29 protein-coding genes are annotated in these 16,125 nt (G+C 66.0%); all 29 read left to right on the top strand.

What is annotated here, in order from left to right:
* The first annotated feature begins 7 nt into the window (after positions 1–7).
* The 29 genes from rplB (at position 8) to rplQ (ending at position 16,053) form a co-directional block, all read left to right on the top strand.
* On the top strand, positions 8–844 hold the full coding sequence (gene rplB, locus AW273_RS03575) for a 50S ribosomal protein L2 (protein ID WP_030451499.1): 837 nt from the start codon (positions 8–10) through the stop codon (positions 842–844).
* Between the two features lie 11 nt (positions 845–855).
* Positions 856–1,134 carry a 30S ribosomal protein S19 gene (rpsS, locus tag AW273_RS03570; RefSeq protein WP_012887835.1) on the top strand — a complete coding sequence of 93 codons (279 nt, stop codon included), beginning with the start codon at positions 856–858 and terminating at the stop codon, positions 1,132–1,134.
* A 30-nt stretch (positions 1,135–1,164) separates the two neighbouring features.
* The gene (gene rplV, locus AW273_RS03565) at positions 1,165–1,518 is read left to right on the top strand and encodes a 50S ribosomal protein L22 (RefSeq protein ID WP_030451497.1); all 354 of its coding nucleotides are present in this window, start codon (positions 1,165–1,167) and stop codon (positions 1,516–1,518) included.
* Complete coding sequence (gene rpsC, locus AW273_RS03560; protein ID WP_030451496.1) at positions 1,518–2,369, top strand: 30S ribosomal protein S3; 852 nt, start codon at positions 1,518–1,520, stop codon at positions 2,367–2,369. The genes rplV and rpsC overlap by 1 nt, the downstream gene beginning before the upstream one ends.
* A 2-nt stretch (positions 2,370–2,371) precedes the next feature.
* Complete coding sequence (rplP, locus tag AW273_RS03555; protein WP_030451495.1) at positions 2,372–2,791, top strand: 50S ribosomal protein L16; 420 nt, start codon at positions 2,372–2,374, stop codon at positions 2,789–2,791.
* Positions 2,791–3,027 (top strand): 50S ribosomal protein L29, encoded by a 237-nt coding sequence (gene rpmC / locus AW273_RS03550; protein WP_030451494.1) that lies wholly within the window; start codon positions 2,791–2,793, stop codon positions 3,025–3,027. The genes rplP and rpmC overlap by 1 nt, the downstream gene beginning before the upstream one ends.
* Complete coding sequence (gene rpsQ / locus AW273_RS03545; RefSeq protein WP_062345050.1) at positions 3,020–3,325, top strand: 30S ribosomal protein S17; 306 nt, start codon at positions 3,020–3,022, stop codon at positions 3,323–3,325. The genes rpmC and rpsQ overlap by 8 nt, the downstream gene beginning before the upstream one ends.
* A 189-nt stretch (positions 3,326–3,514) precedes the next feature.
* Positions 3,515–3,883, top strand: coding sequence for a 50S ribosomal protein L14 (gene rplN / locus AW273_RS03540; RefSeq protein WP_030451492.1), 369 nt, complete (start codon positions 3,515–3,517; stop codon positions 3,881–3,883).
* Positions 3,884–3,892: 9 nt separating this feature from the next.
* Positions 3,893–4,156, top strand: coding sequence for a 50S ribosomal protein L24 (gene rplX / locus AW273_RS03535; protein ID WP_202610623.1), 264 nt, complete (start codon positions 3,893–3,895; stop codon positions 4,154–4,156).
* A complete protein-coding gene (gene rplE / locus AW273_RS03530) occupies positions 4,153–4,722 on the top strand; it encodes a 50S ribosomal protein L5 (protein ID WP_030451490.1) in 570 nt (189 codons plus the stop codon). The genes rplX and rplE overlap by 4 nt, the downstream gene beginning before the upstream one ends.
* A gap of 5 nt (positions 4,723–4,727) precedes the next feature.
* Complete coding sequence (locus AW273_RS03525) at positions 4,728–4,913, top strand: type Z 30S ribosomal protein S14 (protein ID WP_030451489.1); 186 nt, start codon at positions 4,728–4,730, stop codon at positions 4,911–4,913.
* A 69-nt stretch (positions 4,914–4,982) separates the two neighbouring features.
* Positions 4,983–5,381: a 30S ribosomal protein S8 gene (rpsH, locus tag AW273_RS03520; protein WP_030451488.1), complete on the top strand. Its 399-nt coding sequence runs from the start codon at positions 4,983–4,985 to the stop codon at positions 5,379–5,381.
* Positions 5,382–5,399: 18 nt separating this feature from the next.
* Positions 5,400–5,942, top strand: coding sequence for a 50S ribosomal protein L6 (gene rplF / locus AW273_RS03515; protein WP_030451487.1), 543 nt, complete (start codon positions 5,400–5,402; stop codon positions 5,940–5,942).
* Positions 5,943–5,944: 2 nt separating this feature from the next.
* On the top strand, positions 5,945–6,322 hold the full coding sequence (gene rplR, locus AW273_RS03510) for a 50S ribosomal protein L18 (RefSeq protein WP_062345048.1): 378 nt from the start codon (positions 5,945–5,947) through the stop codon (positions 6,320–6,322).
* 37 nt (positions 6,323–6,359) lie between these two features.
* Positions 6,360–6,992, top strand: coding sequence for a 30S ribosomal protein S5 (rpsE, locus tag AW273_RS03505; protein ID WP_030451485.1), 633 nt, complete (start codon positions 6,360–6,362; stop codon positions 6,990–6,992).
* A 2-nt stretch (positions 6,993–6,994) separates the two neighbouring features.
* Positions 6,995–7,177: a 50S ribosomal protein L30 gene (rpmD, locus tag AW273_RS03500; RefSeq protein ID WP_030451484.1), complete on the top strand. Its 183-nt coding sequence runs from the start codon at positions 6,995–6,997 to the stop codon at positions 7,175–7,177.
* Between the two features lie 2 nt (positions 7,178–7,179).
* Positions 7,180–7,635, top strand: a complete 456-nt coding sequence (rplO, locus tag AW273_RS03495; protein ID WP_030451483.1) for a 50S ribosomal protein L15 — start codon at positions 7,180–7,182, stop codon at positions 7,633–7,635.
* A gap of 215 nt (positions 7,636–7,850) precedes the next feature.
* Positions 7,851–9,167, top strand: a complete 1,317-nt coding sequence (gene secY / locus AW273_RS03490; RefSeq protein ID WP_030451482.1) for a preprotein translocase subunit SecY — start codon at positions 7,851–7,853, stop codon at positions 9,165–9,167.
* Positions 9,167–9,841 carry an adenylate kinase gene (locus AW273_RS03485; RefSeq protein WP_062345046.1) on the top strand — a complete coding sequence of 225 codons (675 nt, stop codon included), beginning with the start codon at positions 9,167–9,169 and terminating at the stop codon, positions 9,839–9,841. The genes secY and AW273_RS03485 overlap by 1 nt, the downstream gene beginning before the upstream one ends.
* A 124-nt stretch (positions 9,842–9,965) precedes the next feature.
* On the top strand, positions 9,966–10,769 hold the full coding sequence (map, locus tag AW273_RS03480) for a type I methionyl aminopeptidase (RefSeq protein ID WP_062345044.1): 804 nt from the start codon (positions 9,966–9,968) through the stop codon (positions 10,767–10,769).
* Positions 10,770–10,800: 31 nt separating this feature from the next.
* Entirely contained in the window at positions 10,801–11,244 is a 444-nt protein-coding gene (locus tag AW273_RS03475; protein WP_062345042.1) for a DUF1707 SHOCT-like domain-containing protein, read from the top strand.
* A gap of 128 nt (positions 11,245–11,372) precedes the next feature.
* Positions 11,373–11,837 (top strand): hypothetical protein, encoded by a 465-nt coding sequence (locus AW273_RS03470; RefSeq protein ID WP_062345040.1) that lies wholly within the window; start codon positions 11,373–11,375, stop codon positions 11,835–11,837.
* 451 nt (positions 11,838–12,288) lie between these two features.
* Positions 12,289–12,510, top strand: coding sequence for a translation initiation factor IF-1 (gene infA, locus AW273_RS03465; RefSeq protein WP_030451477.1), 222 nt, complete (start codon positions 12,289–12,291; stop codon positions 12,508–12,510).
* Positions 12,511–12,525: 15 nt separating this feature from the next.
* Positions 12,526–12,639 (top strand): 50S ribosomal protein L36, encoded by a 114-nt coding sequence (rpmJ, locus tag AW273_RS03460; RefSeq protein WP_003956441.1) that lies wholly within the window; start codon positions 12,526–12,528, stop codon positions 12,637–12,639.
* A gap of 212 nt (positions 12,640–12,851) precedes the next feature.
* The gene (gene rpsM, locus AW273_RS03455; protein ID WP_062345037.1) at positions 12,852–13,232 is read left to right on the top strand and encodes a 30S ribosomal protein S13; all 381 of its coding nucleotides are present in this window, start codon (positions 12,852–12,854) and stop codon (positions 13,230–13,232) included.
* A gap of 37 nt (positions 13,233–13,269) precedes the next feature.
* Positions 13,270–13,674: a 30S ribosomal protein S11 gene (rpsK, locus tag AW273_RS03450; protein ID WP_020542285.1), complete on the top strand. Its 405-nt coding sequence runs from the start codon at positions 13,270–13,272 to the stop codon at positions 13,672–13,674.
* Between the two features lie 20 nt (positions 13,675–13,694).
* Complete coding sequence (rpsD, locus tag AW273_RS03445; protein WP_030451475.1) at positions 13,695–14,321, top strand: 30S ribosomal protein S4; 627 nt, start codon at positions 13,695–13,697, stop codon at positions 14,319–14,321.
* 110 nt (positions 14,322–14,431) lie between these two features.
* Positions 14,432–15,448 carry a DNA-directed RNA polymerase subunit alpha gene (locus AW273_RS03440; protein WP_030451474.1) on the top strand — a complete coding sequence of 339 codons (1,017 nt, stop codon included), beginning with the start codon at positions 14,432–14,434 and terminating at the stop codon, positions 15,446–15,448.
* 83 nt (positions 15,449–15,531) lie between these two features.
* Entirely contained in the window at positions 15,532–16,053 is a 522-nt protein-coding gene (rplQ, locus tag AW273_RS03435) for a 50S ribosomal protein L17 (protein WP_062345035.1), read from the top strand.
* The last annotated feature ends 72 nt before the right edge of the window (positions 16,054–16,125 follow it).

Below are 16,125 nucleotides of genomic sequence, written 5' to 3'. Positions count from 1 at the left end.
GAAAAAGATGGGCATCCGTAAATACAAGCCGACGACCCCGGGTCGCCGCGGCGCGAGCGTCTCGGACTTCTCCGAGATCACGCGCAGCACGCCCGAGAAGTCGCTGCTTGCCCCCCTGCACAGCAAGGGCGGCCGTAACGTCCACGGGCGGGTCACCGCCCGGCACCAGGGTGGCGGCCACAAGCGGGCGTACCGGATCATCGACTTCCGACGCCATGACAAGGACGGGATCCCGGCCAAGGTCGCTCACATCGAGTACGACCCGAACCGCACCTCCCGTATCGCCCTGCTGCACTACGCCGACGGCGAGAAGCGCTACATCCTCGCGCCGACCGGCATCAAGCAGGGCGACCGCATCGAGAACGGCCCCGGCGCCGACATCAAGCCGGGCAACTGCCTGCCGCTCCGCAACATTCCGACCGGTACCTTCATCCACGCGGTGGAGCTCCGTCCGGGTGGTGGCGCCAAGCTCGGCCGCAGCGCCGGCGCGCAGATCCAGCTCCTCGCCAAGGAGGGCATGTACGCCACGCTGCGTATGCCGTCCGGCGAGATGCGCCAGGTCGACATCCGCTGCCGGGCGTCGATCGGCCAGGTCGGCAACGCCGAGCAGGCCAACATCAACTGGGGTAAGGCCGGCCGTATGCGGTGGAAGGGCAAGCGCCCGACCGTCCGTGGTGTCGCCATGAACCCGGTCGACCACCCGCACGGCGGTGGTGAGGGCAAGACCTCCGGTGGTCGCCACCCGGTGAACCCGAAGGGCAAGCCCGAGGGCCGCACCCGCCAGGCCAACAAGGCCAGCGACCGCCTGATCATCCGGCGTCGGAGCAAGAGGAAGAAGCGGTAGGAGCAGCCGATATGCCACGTAGCCTTAAGAAGGGTCCCTTCGTGGACGACCACCTTCAGAAGAAGGTGGACGTCCAGAACGAGAAGGGCACCAAGAACGTCATCAAGACGTGGTCGCGGCGCTCCATGATCGTGCCCGACATGCTCGGCCACACGATCGCCGTCCACGACGGCCGCAAGCACGTCCCGGTGTTCGTCACCGAGTCGATGATCGGCCACAAGCTCGGCGAGTTCGCGCCCACGCGGACCTTCCGCAGCCACGTCAAGGAAGACCGCCGCAGCCGGCGGTAAGCGTCCTTCGAAAAGCAATAGGAGACAGCGATGGAAGCCAGGGCACAGGCGCGGTACGCGCGCCACACGCCCCGGAAGGCCCGCCGCGTGGTGGACCTCATTCGCGGCCTGGGCGCTTCGGAGGCGCAGGCCGTGCTGCAGTTCGCGCCGCAGGCGGCGAGCGAGACCGTTTACAAGGTCCTCTCGTCCGCGATCGCGAACGCTGAGCACAACTTCAAGCTCGACCGCGAAACGCTGGTCGTGAGCCGCGCGTGGGTCGACGAGGGCCCGACGCTCAAGCGGTTCCGCCCCCGCGCCCAGGGTCGCGCCTATCGGATCAACAAGCGGACCAGCCACATCACCGTGATCGTGGAGTCCCGCGAGCCGAAGGGGAGGGCCCGCTAGTGGGTCAGAAGGTTAACCCGCACGGGTTCCGCCTCGGCATCACGACCGACTTCAAGAGCCGGTGGTACGCCGACAAGCTCTACAAGTCGTACGTCGCCGAGGACGTGGCGATCCGCCGCATGCTGCAGAAGGGCATGGAGCGGGCCGGCATTTCCAAGGTCGAGATCGAGCGCACGACCGACCGCGTCCAGGTCGACATCCACACCGCCCGGCCGGGCATTGTCATCGGCCGTCGTGGTGCGGAGGCCGACCGCATCCGCGGCGACCTGGAGAAGCTGACCAAGAAGCAGGTTCAGCTCAACATCCTCGAGGTCAAGAACCCCGAGATCGACGCGCAGCTCGTCGCGCAGGGCGTGGCCGAGCAGCTCTCCAGCCGTGTCTCGTTCCGCCGCGCGATGCGCAAGGCGATGCAGTCGGCGATGAAGAGCGGCGCCAAGGGCATCCGGGTCGCGTGCTCGGGTCGTCTGGGCGGCGCGGAGATGTCGCGTTCGGAGTTCTACCGCGAGGGCCGCGTGCCCCTGCACACGCTCCGCGCCGACATCGACTACGGCTTCTACGAGGCCAAGACGACCTTCGGCCGCATCGGCGTGAAGGTCTGGATCTACAAGGGCGAGGCCCCGACCAGCCGCGCCGAGCGTGAGGCCGCCGCTGCCGGCGCCCGCGCCGGTGGCCAGCGTCGCGACAACGACCGTCGTGGCGGCGGCGCCGAGCGTCCCCGTCGTGGCGGTGGCGACCGTCCGCGCCGTGGCGCCGGTGCCGGTCGTGGCGACCGCGCCCCCCGCAATGAGGCGGCCGCCCAGGCCGCCCCCGAGACCGGCCCGGCGGAGCAGCCGGGTGCTGAAGGGAGCTGACCATGCTGATCCCGCGCAGGGTCAAGCACCGCAAGCAGCACCGGCCTGACCGCAGCGGAGCCGCCAAGGGCGGCACCCGGGTCGTGTTCGGCGAGTTCGGCATTCAGGCGCTTGAGCACTCCTACGTGACCAACCGTCAGATCGAGTCGGCTCGTATCGCCATGACCCGGCACATCCGCCGTGGCGGCAAGGTGTGGATCAACATCTACCCCGACCGTCCCCTCACCAAGAAGCCCGCGGAAACGCGAATGGGTTCCGGTAAGGGTTCGCCCGAGTGGTGGATCGCCAACGTCAAGCCCGGTCGCGTCATGTTCGAGCTGTCGGGTGTCGCCGAGCCCATCGCCCGCGAGGCGATGCGCCGTGCGATGCACAAGCTGCCCATGAAGTGCCGGTTCGTCAAGCGTGAAGTGGGTGAGGCGTGATGGCTAAGGGCCTGACCGCCGGTGAGCTGCGCGTGGAGGACGGGGAGGTGCTCGTCCAGAAGCTCAAGGAGGCCAAGGAGGAGCTGTTCAACCTCCGCTTCCAGGCGGCGACCGGACAGTTGGAGAGCCACGGGCGGCTGCGCGCCGTCCGCCGCGAGATCGCCCGTATCTACACCGTGATGCGCGAGCGCGAGCTTGGAATCGTCACGGTCGAGAAGGAGCCGAGCGATGGCTGAAACAACTGAGAACGTCGAGACCGTTTCGAGCACGGACGAGAAGACCACGCGGAACTACCGCAAGACCCGTGAGGGCCTGGTCGTCAGCGACAAGATGGACAAGACCGTCGTCGTCGCCGTCGAAGACCGTGTGAAGCACCCGCTGTACGGCAAGGTCATCCGCCGTACGACCAAGTACAAGGCTCACGACGAGGAGAACACCGCCGGCGTCGGCGACCGTGTCCTCCTCATGGAGACCCGTCCGCTGTCGGCGACCAAGCGCTGGCGTGTGGTCGAGATCCTCGAGCGGGCCAAGTAATATAACGCGATCGCGCCTCGTGGGGGCCGTGCTTCGGCCCGGCCCCCATGACGGTGTCCAAGGAGCCTCTCGCGTACGGGAGGTTCGCCCGCGGCGGCGGTTCGTCTGGCGCCGAGGGACAAGACATGTAGGTTCGGCCAGGCTCGGGGCCCGCCCCGAGAACCGGCACGACACATCAGGAGTTCAGCTGTGATTCAGCAGGAGTCGCGACTCAAGGTCGCCGACAACACGGGTGCCAAGGAGATCCTCTGCATCCGCGTTCTCGGTGGCTCTGGGCGTCGCTACGCCGGGATCGGCGACATCATCGTCGCCACCGTCAAGGACGCGATCCCCGGCGGCGGTGTGAAGAAGGGTGACGTCGTCAAGGCCGTCATCGTCCGCACCGTCAAGGAGCGCCGCCGTCAGGACGGGTCGTACATCAAGTTCGACGAGAACGCCGCGGTCATCATCAAGGACAGTGGCGACCCCCGGGGCACGCGTATTTTCGGCCCGGTCGGCCGCGAGCTGCGTGACAAGAAGTTCATGCGCATCATCTCGCTGGCGCCGGAGGTGCTCTAAATGGGGAAGCTGCACGTGAAGAAGGGTGACCTGGTTCAGGTCATCGCGGGCAAGGACAAGGGCGCCAAGGGCCGGGTCATCGCCGCGCTGCCGACCGAGGATCGCGTGATCGTCGCCGGCGTGAACATGATCAAGAAGCACTCGAAGGAGACCAACCAGGGTCCCCGCGGCGCCAAGGAAGGCGGCGTCACCACCCTGGAGGCCCCCATCCACGTGAGCAACGTCAAGAAGCTCAAGGATGACGAGAAGCCGAAGGACGAGGACGCCAAGTGACTGCCCAGACCGCTGAGCGGGTGACCCCCCGTCTCAAGCAGAAGTACCGCGAGGAGATCGCGGCCCAGCTGCGCGAGCAGTTCGGCATCGAGAACGTCATGCTGACCCCCGGGCTCACCAAGATCAAGGTGAACATGGGCGTCGGCGAGGCCGCTCGCGACTCCAAGCTGATCGAGGGCGCGGTTCGCGACCTCACCGCCATCACCGGCCAGAAGCCGGCCGTCGTCCGCGCCCGCAAGTCCATCGCGCAGTTCAAACTGCGTGAGGGCATGCCGATCGGCGCGCACGTCACGCTGCGCGGCGACCGCATGTGGGAGTTCCTCGACCGCCTGCTGTCGCTGGCCCTGCCGCGTATCCGCGACTTCCGTGGTCTGTCGCCCAAGCAGTTCGACGGGCACGGCAACTACACCTTCGGTCTCACCGAGCAGGTCATGTTCCACGAGATCGACCAGGACAAGGTCGACCGGCAGCGCGGTATGGACATCACGGTCGTCACGACCGCCCGCACAGACGACGAGGGCCGCGCGCTGCTGAAGCTGCTCGGTTTCCCGTTCAAGGAGGCCTGATCTAAATGGCGAAGACGTCACTGAAGGTCAAGGCGGCCCGCAAGCAGAAGTTCGAGGTCCGGGCGTACACTCGTTGTTCGCGCTGCGGCCGCCCGCGCGCCGTCTACCGTAAGTTCGGCCTGTGCCGCGTGTGCTTCCGCGAGATGGCGCACCGGGGCGAGCTGCCCGGCATCACCAAGTCCAGCTGGTAATTCCAGAGCATCACTACGCCGTAGGTCCCCTTCATTTTTGGGAAACCGCGGCGAGGAGGGCCATCGATCATGACGATGACCGACCCGATCGCAGACATGCTGACGCGTCTGCGTAACGCGAACTCGGCGTATCACGACACCGTGACCATGCCGTACTCGAAGATCAAGGCGCACATCGCCGAGATCCTCCAGCAGGAGGGCTACATCCAGTCCTGGAGCGTCGAAGACGCCAAGGTCGGAAAGAACCTCGTGGTGGAGCTGAAGTTCGGCCCGAGCCGTGAGCGTTCGCTCGCCGGCATCCGCCGGGTTTCCAAGCCCGGCCTGCGGGTTTACGCCAAGAAGGACAACCTGCCCCGAGTCCTGGGCGGGCTGGGCGTCGCGATCATCTCGACGTCCGGCGGCCTGATGACCGACAAGCAGGCCGGCAAGCGCGGAGTGGGCGGGGAAGTCCTCGCCTACGTCTGGTAAGAGGGGAGGAACCACAGCATGTCGCGAATCGGACGGCTGCCCATCCCTGTACCGAGCGGTGTCGACATCACGATCGACGGCCGGAGTGTCCAGGTCAAGGGCCCGAAGGGCACGCTTTCTCACACCGTCGCCGAGCCCATCGAGGTTTCGCGCGGTGACGACGGCAATCTCGCCGTCACCCGTCCCAACGACGAGAACAAGGTCCGTGCGCTGCACGGCCTGTCCCGCACCCTGATCGCCAACATGGTGACCGGTGTGACCGCGGGTTACTCGAAGACGTTGGAGATCGTCGGCGTCGGCTACCGCGTTCAGGCCAAGGGCCCGACGCAGCTCGAGTTCTCGCTCGGCTTCAGCCACCCGGTGATCGTCGACGCGCCGGAGGGCATCTCCTTCCGCGTCGAGAAGCCGACCCTGTTCCACGTGGACGGGATCGACAAGCAGAAGGTCGGCGAGGTCTCGGCCAACATCCGCAAGCTGCGCAAGCCCGACCCGTACAAGGGCAAGGGCGTGCGCTACCAGGGCGAAGTCGTCCGCAAGAAGGTCGGAAAGGCTGGTAAGTAGTCATGGCTGCGAAGTACGGCAAGCACAGCGCCGCTCGCGCCATTTCGCGAGCCCGCCGCCACCGCCGTGTGCGGAAGAACGTCGTCGGCACGCTGGAGCGTCCGCGCCTGGTCGTGAACCGGTCCGCGCGGCACCTGTTCGTGCAGATCGTCGACGACGGCAAGGGTCACACGATCGTGAGCGCGTCCACCATGGACTCCTCGCTGCGTTCCCTTGAGGCCGACAAGACCGAGAAGGCGAAGAAGGTCGGCGAGCTTCTCGCTCAGCGGGCCAAGGACGCCGGGATCACTTCGGTCGTCTTCGACCGCGGTGGCAACCGCTACGCGGGCCGCATCGCGGCCCTGGCGGACAGCGCCCGTGAAGGCGGGTTGAGTTTCTGATGACCCGTCCTATGAGCAATGAGAAGAGGAACCACTGATGGCTGGAGCTCCGCGTCGGGGTGCCGGCGGCGGTGGCGAGCGGCGGGAACGTCGTGACGATCGCCGCGGTGGCGCCCAGGAGAAGGGCGTCTCGTACATCGAGCGCGTCGTGAAGATCAACCGCGTGGCCAAGGTCGTCAAGGGTGGTCGGCGCTTCAGCTTCACCGCGCTGGTCATCGTCGGCGACGGCAACGGCCTCGTCGGGGTCGGCTACGGCAAGGCCAAGGAGGTGCCCGCGGCGATCGCCAAGGGTGTCGAGGAGGCCAAGAAGCACTTCTTCAAGGTGCCGCGCATCCAGGGCACCATCCCGCACACCGTGCAGGGGGAGGACGCCGCCGGCGTCGTCCTGCTGCGTCCGGCCTCGCCCGGTACCGGTGTCATCGCGGGTGGCCCGGTGCGCGCGGTCCTGGAGTGCGCCGGGATCCACGACGTGCTGTCCAAGTCGCTCGGCTCGGACAACCCGATCAACATCGTGCACGCCACCGTGGCGGCTCTGAAGGGCCTCTCGCGCCCCGAGGAGATCGCCGCCCGCCGTGGTCTGCCGATCGAGGACGTCGCCCCCAAGGCGATGCTCAAGGCGCGCGCCGAGGGTCTCGCCGAGGCCGCCGCCGCTGCGAAGGCGGGGAGCTGAACATGGCCCGCCTGAAGATCACGCAGACCCGGTCCAAGATCGGCGGCAAGCAGAACCAGCGTGACTCGCTGCGTTCGCTTGGCCTGAAGCGAATCGGCGACGTCGTCGTGAAGGAGGACCGTCCCGAGATCCGCGGGATGGTCGCCGTCGTGACGCACCTCGTCGAGGTTGAAGAGGTCGACTAGTCATGACTGAGAACGCACCGCTGAAGATTCATGACCTGCGTCCCGCTCCGGGTGCCAACAAGGCCAAGGTCCGCAAGGGCCGCGGCGAGGGCTCCAAGGGCAAGACGTCCGGTCGTGGTACGAAGGGTTCCCACTCCCGTACCACCGTGCCTCTCGGCTTCGAAGGTGGCCAGGTTCCGCTCCAGCGGCGGCTGCCGAAGCTGAAGGGCTTCTCCAACTCCCTGTTCAAGACGACCTACCAGGTCGTCAACCTTGACAAGCTGGGCGAGGTCTTCTCCTCCGGTGGCGACGTGACCGTCGCCGACCTGGTGGCGAACGGTCTGGTCCGGAAGAACGAACTGGTCAAGGTTCTCGGAACCGGCGAGATCTCCGTGGCGTTGAACGTGCAGGCGCACGCCTTCTCCGCCAGTGCCAAGGAGAAGATCGCCGCGGCCGGCGGCTCCACCACGGAGCTGTAGGCCTCACGCATCACGAGGCGCGGGGGCTCGTTATGAGCCTCCGCGCCCGTAGTGCGTTAGAGTTCGCTGGACAGTGAGCCGAGTCTCACTGTCAAACCGCTCGTTTGTCATTTGTAAGACCTGTTGTTTTGGTAAGACCCGCAAGAAGACCTGCCGATGGACGACCCCCGCACCATCGCTCACCGTTACCGCGTCTCTGGCGCGCAGGAGGGACCGTGCTAACCGCTCTTACCCGGGCATTCCGGACGCCGGACCTGCGCAAGAAGCTGCTTTTCACCCTGGGTATCATTGTGATCTTCCGCCTGGGCTCGGTGCTGCCGACGCCCGGTGTGAACACGGAGAACGCCCGTAAGGCTCTGGAAGCGGCTCAATCTAGCGAACTCAGCAGCATCTACGGGATGGTCCAGCTCTTCAGTGGCGGCGCGTTGCTGAAGCTTTCAGTGTTCGCGCTGGGCATCATGCCCTACATCACGGCCAGCATCATCCTGCAGCTGCTGACTGTCGTGATCCCTCGCCTCGAAGCCCTCAAGAAGGAGGGCCAGGCGGGCACTGCGAAGATCACACAGTACACCCGGTATCTCACCATCGGCCTGGCGGTTCTCCAGTCGACGGCCTTCGTCGCGCTGGCCCGGTCCGGACAGTTGTTCGGCACCTCCGCCAACGATCTCCCGATCCTGCTCAACGACGACATCTTCACCGTCGTCGTGATGGTCATCACGATGACCGCGGGTACCGCCGTCATCATGTGGCTCGGTGAGCTCATCACCGACCGCGGCGTCGGCAACGGCATGTCGATCCTGATCTTCACTCAGATCATCGCGGTCTTCCCGTCGGAACTGATGAACATCTTCCGGCAGAAGGGCGCCTTCACCTTCACGATCGTCATGATCGTCGGCATCTTCATGATCGCCGCGGTCGTCTTCGTGGAGCAGGCCCAGCGCCGCATCCCGGTGCAGTACGCCAAGCGCATGGTCGGCCGCCGGATGTACGGCGGCACCTCGACCTACATCCCGCTGAAGGTCAACCAGGCCGGCATCATCCCGGTCATCTTCGCCTCCTCGCTGCTCTACCTGCCTCAGCTGCTGGTGACGCTGTTCGCCAACAGCCAGGAGAGCAACGTCGTGGTCGAGTGGATCGCCCAGAACTTCGGTTCCGGCGACACCCCGATCTACATGGCGACCTTCTTCCTCCTGATCGTGTTCTTCACGTACTTCTACGTGTCCATCACCTTCAACCCCGTTGAAGTCGCCGACAACATGAAGAAGTACGGTGGGTTCATTCCGGGCATCCGTCCGGGCCGGCCGACCGCCGAGTACCTGAACTACGTGCTCACCCGGTTGACCGCACCGGGGTCGCTGTATCTGGGCCTTATCTCCATGGTCCCGATCTTCGCCCTCACGCTGGCCGGCGCTACCCAGAACTTCCCGTTCGGAGGAACGAGCATTCTGATCATGGTGGGTGTCGGTCTCGACACGGTGAAGCAGATCGAGAGCCAGCTCCAGCAGCGCAACTACGAGGGCTTCCTGAGATAGTGCGTCTCGTCCTGGTCGGGCCCCCCGGAGCGGGCAAGGGGACGCAGGCCCAGTTCATCGCATCACATCTGTCGATCCCGAAAATCTCGACAGGTGACATTTTCCGCGCCAACGTGTCGGGTGGCACGGAGCTCGGAAAGCTGGCCAAGACCTACATGGACCGCGGGGACCTGGTTCCCGACGAGGTCACGATCGCGATGGTCCGCGGTCGCCTCGCGGAAGACGACGCGCAGGACGGTTTCCTGCTCGACGGATTCCCGCGGAACGTGGCGCAGGCCGAGGTCCTCAAGAAGATGCTGGCTGACCTGGGCTCCGGGCTCGACCTGGTGCTGGAACTCGTGGTCGACGACGACGAGGTGGTCCGCCGCCTCGCGGGTCGTCGCACCTGCCGTTCGTGTGGCAAGGTCTGGCACGTCGACTTCGACCCGCCCAAGAAGGAGGGCGTCTGCGACGCCTGCGGCGGCGAGTTGTTCCAGCGTGACGACGACCGCGAGGAGACCATCAGGCACCGCCTGGAGGTCTACCAGGAGCAGACGTCGCCGCTGATCAACTTCTACGCCGACGAGGGCATCCTGCGCGGCGTCGACGCGACCGGCCCCGTCGAAGAGGTGACCGCCCGCGCGATGGGCGAACTGCGCAAGTTCACGCGCGGTCACACCGAAGACGAAGGCTGACCCGCAAGATCCACTCGGAACGCCACCTCACGGATGACGTGGGGTGGCGTTCCGCATGTAGTGGACAATGTATTAATCGGGCATATGCCCCTGAAAGTTGATCCACCCAAGGGGTGCCTAAGGAATGTTTCGGAAGAACAAGCACGGGATCCAGATCAAGTCGCCCGAGCAGATCCTGAAGATGCGCGCGGCCGGCCTCGTCGTCGGGCGCACGCTCGACCTGCTGAGGCGGTCGGTCGAGCCGGGCATGACGCCGCTCGACCTCGACGCCATCGCCGAGAAGGCGATCAGGGACGAGGGCGCGATCCCGTCGTTCAAGGGTTACCAGGGCTTCCCCGCGACGATCTGCGCGTCGGTCAACCAGGAGGTCGTGCACGGGATCCCCACCGACGCGCGGCCGCTCCGCGAGGGCGACATCATCTCGATCGACTGCGGCGCGATCCTCGACGGCTGGCACGGCGACTCGGCCGTCACCGTCCCGGTGGGAGAGGTCGACCCGAAGCTGCTGGAGCTGATCCGGGTCACCGAGGACTCGATGTGGGCCGGCATCCGGGCCCTGAAGGTCGGCGCCCACCTGTCGGACGTCGGGCACCAGGTCGAGCGCTACGTGCGCTCCCAGGGCCGCTACGGCATCCCCCAGGAGTACGGCGGCCACGGCATCGGCACCGAGATGCACATGGACCCGTGGGTGGCCAACCACGGCAAGCCCGGCCGGGGCCCGAAGCTGGAGGCCGGCATGTGCCTGGCGATCGAGCCGATGGTCAACCTGGGCACCGACCAGACCCGCGTGCTGGCCGACGACTGGACGGTCGTCACCCAGGACGGCAAGGCGTCGGCGCATTTCGAGCACAGCGTCGCGGTCACCGCGGAAGGCCCGCTCGTTCTGACGGCGCTCGACGGCGGCAAAGAGCGGCTCGCCACTACATAATTGGTAAAAAGACGCATTTGGAGGTTCGGCCATGGCATTCAGTCCGGAGATGCGCGCCTCTGACGCCGACCGGGAGAAGGTCGCGGCCGCCCTTCGGGAGCACATGGTCGAAGGGCGCCTGAACGCCGAGGAGTTCGGCGAGCGACTGGAGGCGGCCTATGCCGCCAAGACGTTCGGCGAGCTCCGGGTGCTCACCCGCGACCTGCCGGACATCGACCTGCGGAACCTCCCCGCGCGTCCCGAGCCGATGAAGCCGCAGGCCAAGCCAGTGTCGGAGAACCTGAAACGGGCCTGGAGCGCCTGGGCCCTCGTCTCCCTGATCAACTGGGCCGTCTGGGTGGTCGTCGCGATGACGAGCGGGGGACCGGTCTACCCCTGGCCGTTGTGGGTGATGGGGCCGTGGGGGATCGGCCTGCTCATCTCCACGCTCGCCCAAAGTCAGAATGGCGATAAAAAGCGGGAATTGGGGTCCTGAATGTGCCGTTGTGCACGCTCGCGAGTGAGTGTGCATTCGTCCACAGAACAGCGGGTTGTGCCTTCCTAATGTGAGCGGTGTCCGGAGATGAGCAGCATCTCCGGACGGTCTCCCTGGAGGACAGACACATGCGCAAGCTCCCCCGCGTTCTCGCCGGCACCGCCCTCGCCGCCGGTCTCATGGCCGGCGCCATGGCCGCCCCCGCGACCGCCGGCGCCACCGCTTCGGCCGGCTCCGCCGCGGCCTCGTCCAAGCACTTCTTCGGCCCTTACTACTCGCACTGGGGCGACAAGTTCGAGAAGAGCCACCGCTCCTACTTCAAGGGCTACTGGACCAAGACCGGCAACCAGTACTGGTTCTACGGCGACCTCTTCGACACCGACCGCGACCGTCAGTGGTCGTACGTCTGGTACCGCTACACCGACCGCTTCGGCAAGAGCCACACGAAGTGGTTCAAGAACACGTCCTTCGGCCACGGCGACTTCGACAAGTTCTTCGGCTTCAAGAAGGGCTTCGTGAAGGACGTGGACTTCCGGGTCTGCGAGGGCACCAACCGGTTCGACGACTGCGGTGGCTGGAACGACGCCTTCTGAGTCGTGCCGCACCTGAAAAAGCGGGGCCCGTCCTGACAAGGACGGGCCCTATTCGTTTTCATGCGGACTCTTTGCCCTACGGGCTCGTTGACCGGGTTGTCTCCGGGTAGGTGATCTTTGTCGGCCGGGTGGGAGTCCCCCGGCCACCGGGCGTCCCGGCTGAGCGGGCCGCCCGGGCGCGAAGCCACCGGGCCCACCCGATCCGGCATGTCGGCGGTGCCGGACGGGTGGGCCCGGTTTTGCGCTATCCTGGAATGCGGTTGTGTACGAGGGCCCGTTCTGCGTGATCGTTTCGCGTTCCGCACCGGGTTGCCGTACACTCCTTTGTCGGTTCACTATGACCTTTTGCGTGGCGGCCTTGCCGCCGCCGCTCTCTGTACGCCTGAAGGTCGCGGCTGATTAGTGTTCCGAAGCCTCAGACGACCGAGCATCAGTGAAACGTGAGGAACTTTTGGCCAAGAAAGACGGCGCCATCGAGATCGAGGGCACTGTGGTCGAGTCGCTCCCGAACGCCATGTTCCGGGTGCAGCTCGACAACGGCCATAAGGTCCTGGCCCACATCAGCGGCAGGATGCGCATGCACTACATCCGCATCCTCCCGGACGACCGGGTCGTCGTGGAGCTTAGCCCCTACGACCTCACTCGCGGCCGGATCGTCTACCGGTACAAGTAGGAACGATTAAGGACTATGAAGGTCAAGCCGAGCGTCAAGAAGATCTGTGACAAGTGCAAGGTGATCCGCCGGCACGGTCGAGTCATGGTGATCTGCGACAACCTGCGCCACAAGCAGCGTCAGGGCTAGTCGCCACCGGCCCCTGCTGAGTCCGTCCACGGTGACGGACTCGACGCATGTGCGGGGCCGGGTCTGTAATCGCGCGCCACACTCGCGAAGGCGCCCCTTTCCGGGGTGAACCACGCGGGAGACCCCCGGTCGGAGGCCGGGGCCCTCACCCCGGGCATTGGGGAGGGGCGTGGGGCGCAGGACCTCCGCGAAACGAAGGAGAATGCCCGACCATGGCTCGCCTGGTTGGCGTCGACCTCCCCCGCGACAAGCGGCTGGAGATCGCTCTCACCTACATTTACGGCATCGGCCGTACCCGCGCGCTCGAGATCCTGAACGCCACCGGCGTCTCCGGCGACCTGCGCGTGCACCAGCTCTCCGACACCGAGCTCGTGCCCATGCGTGACTACATCGAGGCGAACTTCAAGATCGAGGGTGACCTCCGCCGCGAAGTTCAGGCCGACATTCGTCGCAAGATCGAAATCGGCTGCTACCAGGGCATCCGGCACCGCAAGGGCCTGCCCGTCCACGGTCAGCGGACGCAGACGAACGCGCGTACCCGCAAGGGCAAGAAGAAGACCGTGGCCGGCAAGAAGAAGCCGGGCAAGAAGTAGTCCTTAGCTGCAGCCCATTTCAGGAGATAGCGCTTAAATGCCGCCGAAGAGCCGCCAGGGCGCACCCAAGAAGGTGCGCCGCAAGGAAAAGAAGAACGTCGCTCACGGGCACGCCCACATCAAGAGCACGTTCAACAACACGATCGTCTCGATCACCGACCCGAACGGGAACGTGATCTCCTGGGCCAGCGCCGGCCACGTCGGGTTCAAGGGCTCCCGTAAGTCCACCCCGTTCGCCGCCCAGATGGCCGCCGAGAACGCCGCCCGCCGCGCCATGGAGCACGGCATGCGCAAGGTCGACGTCTTCGTCAAGGGCCCCGGTTCCGGCCGGGAGACCGCGATCCGTTCGCTCCAGGCGACCGGGCTCGAGGTCGGGTCCATCCAGGACGTGACGCCGGTCCCGCACAACGGTTGCCGTCCGCCGAAGCGCCGCCGCGTCTGACGTCCAGGAGATAAGAAAAAATGGCTCGTTACACGGGTGCGGACTGCAAGCTCTGCCGCCGCGAGAAGACCAAGCTCTTCCTCAAGGGCAAGAAGTGTGAGTCCGCGAAGTGCCCCATCGAGATCCGTCCTTACCCCCCGGGTGAGCACGGTCGCGGTCGGCCGAAGGAGTCTGAGTACCAGCTCCAGCTTCGTGAGAAGCAGAAGACCCGCCGCATCTACGGCATCCTCGAGAAGCAGTTCCGCAACTACTACGAGGAAGCCAACCGCAAGAGCGGCAAGACCGGCGAGAACCTCCTCCAGATCCTGGAGAGCCGTCTCGACAACGTGGTCTACCGCGCCGGTTTCGCCGAGTCGCGCGACGCCGCCCGCCAGCAGGTCCGCCACGGCCACGTGACCGTGAACGGCAAGAAGGTGGACATCCCGTCCTACCGCGTCCGCGAGCACGACATCGTGGAGATCCGCGAGAAGTCGCGCAACCTCATGCCCTACGAGGTGGCCCGCGCCACCGCCGGTGACAAGACCGTCCCGGCGTGGCTGGGTGTCGCCCCCGAGGCCATGCGGGTGCTCGTGCACCAGCTCCCGGTCCGCCAGCAGATCGACACGCTGGTCCAGGAGCAGCTCATCGTCGAGCTCTACTCCAAGTAAGTAGTGCTCCTTGATGCCGCATGGTCCGGTTTGACCGGATCGTGCGGCATCATGGTTGTTGTCGAGTGGCGTCAAATAGCGGGCGCCGCCGTCTGTGAAGGGAATCACGCATGCTCATCGCACAGCGTCCCAGTCTCGTCGAGGAGTCCCTCGAGGAGCACCGGTCCAAGTTCGTCATCGAGCCGCTGGAGCCGGGCTTCGGTTACACCATCGGCAACTCCGTGCGGCGCACGCTGCTGTCGTCCATTCCGGGCGCGGCCGTGACCTCCATCCGCATCGAGGGTGTGCTCCACGAGTTCTCGACCGTTCCCGGGGTCAAGGAAGACGTCACCGACATCATCCTGAACCTCAAGAACCTGGTCGTCTCCTCCGAGCACGACGAGCCGGTGGTCATGTACCTGCGCAAGCAGGGCCCCGGCGAGGTCACCGCCGCCGACATCGCGCCCCCGGCCGGTGTCGAGGTGCACAACCCCGACCTCCACATCGCCACGCTGAACGGCAAGGCGAAGCTGGAGATGGAGCTGACCGTCGAGCGCGGTCGCGGCTACGTCTCCGCCGCCCAGAACAAGCAGCCCGGCCAGGAGATCGGCCGCATCCCGATCGACTCCATCTACTCGCCGGTGCTCAAGGTCACCTACAAGGTCGAGGCGACGCGTGTCGAGCAGCGCACCGACTTCGACCGGCTGATCCTCGACGTCGAGACCAAGCCGTGCATGAAGCCCCGCGACGCGGTGGCCTCGGCCGGCAAGACCCTCGTCGAGCTGTTCGGCCTGGCCCGTGAGCTCAACGTCGAGGCCGAGGGCATCGACATCGGCCCGTCGCCGACCGACGCCGCCCTGGCGGCCGACCTGGCGCTGCCGATCGAGGAGCTCAACCTCACGGTCCGGTCCTACAACTGCCTCAAGCGCGAGGGCATCCACACCGTGGGCGAGCTCGTCGCGCGCAGCGAGCAGGACCTGCTGGACATCCGCAACTTCGGCGCGAAGTCCATCGAAGAGGTCAAGCAGAAGCTGCACGAGATGGGTCTCGCGCTCAAGGACAGCCCGCCCGGATTCGACCCGTCCGCTGTCGCCGGTGGCGGCTACGACGACGAGGACGGCGGCTTCATCGAGACCGAGCAGTACTGAGTTTTCCCAGATAGAACGATCGTCTGATCGGCCCGACCCCGGTACCTGATACGGCCGGGGCGGGTTATCCAAAGGAGCATGTCATGCCCAAGCCCACCAAAGGCGCCCGTCTCGGTGGCTCCCCGGCGCACGAGAAGCTGATTCTGTCGAACCTGGCGACGCAGCTCTTCCAGCACGGGAAGATCAAGACCACCGAGGCCAAGGCCAAGCGCCTGCGCCCGCTGGCGGAGCGGCTGATCACCAAGGCGAAGAAGGGCGACATCCACAACCGTCGCCAGGTGCTGACCGTCGTCCGCGACAAGGGCGTCGTGCACCACCTCTTCACCGAGATCGCCCCCTCCTTCGCGGAGCGTCCCGGTGGCTACACCCGGATCACCAAGATCGGTCAGCGTAAGGGTGACGCCGCTCCCATGGCCGTCATCGAGCTCGTCAGCGAGCCGCTGAACGCCGTCACCACGACCCGCAAGGCCCCCGAGCCCGCCGCCGCCCCGGCGCCGGAGCCCAAGGCCGCGGAGATCGACGAGGTCGAGGAGACCAAGGCGGCGGCTTCCGCCGACGAGGCCGAGGTCACCGAGACCGAGGCCAAGAAGGACGACGAGGCCTGATCCTTCGGGCTTTCTGGGTCCGGCGTCCCGTGGGACGCCGGACCCGTTTCTTTTTCACCAAAGGGGTGTGTC

Origin of the sequence: Herbidospora yilanensis, assembly GCF_001570565.1 — a bacterium.
GTDB classification, from domain to species: Bacteria; Actinomycetota; Actinomycetes; order Streptosporangiales; family Streptosporangiaceae; genus Herbidospora; species Herbidospora yilanensis.
The sequence above is the reverse complement of the archived record's forward strand: the minus strand, read 5'-3'. Positions and strand labels throughout refer to the sequence as shown.

Excerpts from the sequence above, each read along its gene's own strand:
- rpsH (WP_030451488.1), top strand. The coding sequence starts at position 4,983 with ATGACGATGACCGACCCGATCGCAGACATGCTGACGCGTCTGCGTAAC.
- rpmD (WP_030451484.1), top strand. The coding sequence starts at position 6,995 with ATGGCCCGCCTGAAGATCACGCAGACCCGGTCCAAGATCGGCGGCAAG.
- AW273_RS03440 (WP_030451474.1), top strand. The coding sequence starts at position 14,432 with ATGCTCATCGCACAGCGTCCCAGTCTCGTCGAGGAGTCCCTCGAGGAG.
- rpsD (WP_030451475.1), top strand. The coding sequence starts at position 13,695 with ATGGCTCGTTACACGGGTGCGGACTGCAAGCTCTGCCGCCGCGAGAAG.
- rplV (WP_030451497.1), top strand. The coding sequence starts at position 1,165 with ATGGAAGCCAGGGCACAGGCGCGGTACGCGCGCCACACGCCCCGGAAG.
- rplP (WP_030451495.1), top strand. The coding sequence starts at position 2,372 with ATGCTGATCCCGCGCAGGGTCAAGCACCGCAAGCAGCACCGGCCTGAC.
- rplB (WP_030451499.1), top strand. The coding sequence starts at position 8 with ATGGGCATCCGTAAATACAAGCCGACGACCCCGGGTCGCCGCGGCGCG.
- AW273_RS03475 (WP_062345042.1), top strand. The coding sequence starts at position 10,801 with ATGGCATTCAGTCCGGAGATGCGCGCCTCTGACGCCGACCGGGAGAAG.
- AW273_RS03525 (WP_030451489.1), top strand. The coding sequence starts at position 4,728 with ATGGCGAAGACGTCACTGAAGGTCAAGGCGGCCCGCAAGCAGAAGTTC.
- rplR (WP_062345048.1), top strand. The coding sequence starts at position 5,945 with ATGGCTGCGAAGTACGGCAAGCACAGCGCCGCTCGCGCCATTTCGCGA.
- rpmJ (WP_003956441.1), top strand. The coding sequence starts at position 12,526 with ATGAAGGTCAAGCCGAGCGTCAAGAAGATCTGTGACAAGTGCAAGGTG.
- rplQ (WP_062345035.1), top strand. The coding sequence starts at position 15,532 with ATGCCCAAGCCCACCAAAGGCGCCCGTCTCGGTGGCTCCCCGGCGCAC.
- rpsQ (WP_062345050.1), top strand. The coding sequence starts at position 3,020 with ATGGCTGAAACAACTGAGAACGTCGAGACCGTTTCGAGCACGGACGAG.
- rplF (WP_030451487.1), top strand. The coding sequence starts at position 5,400 with ATGTCGCGAATCGGACGGCTGCCCATCCCTGTACCGAGCGGTGTCGAC.
- rpsK (WP_020542285.1), top strand. The coding sequence starts at position 13,270 with ATGCCGCCGAAGAGCCGCCAGGGCGCACCCAAGAAGGTGCGCCGCAAG.
- rplO (WP_030451483.1), top strand. The coding sequence starts at position 7,180 with ATGACTGAGAACGCACCGCTGAAGATTCATGACCTGCGTCCCGCTCCG.
- rpsE (WP_030451485.1), top strand. The coding sequence starts at position 6,360 with ATGGCTGGAGCTCCGCGTCGGGGTGCCGGCGGCGGTGGCGAGCGGCGG.
- AW273_RS03470 (WP_062345040.1), top strand. The coding sequence starts at position 11,373 with ATGCGCAAGCTCCCCCGCGTTCTCGCCGGCACCGCCCTCGCCGCCGGT.
- rpsS (WP_012887835.1), top strand. The coding sequence starts at position 856 with ATGCCACGTAGCCTTAAGAAGGGTCCCTTCGTGGACGACCACCTTCAG.
- rpmC (WP_030451494.1), top strand. The coding sequence starts at position 2,791 with ATGGCTAAGGGCCTGACCGCCGGTGAGCTGCGCGTGGAGGACGGGGAG.
- map (WP_062345044.1), top strand. The coding sequence starts at position 9,966 with ATGTTTCGGAAGAACAAGCACGGGATCCAGATCAAGTCGCCCGAGCAG.
- rpsM (WP_062345037.1), top strand. The coding sequence starts at position 12,852 with ATGGCTCGCCTGGTTGGCGTCGACCTCCCCCGCGACAAGCGGCTGGAG.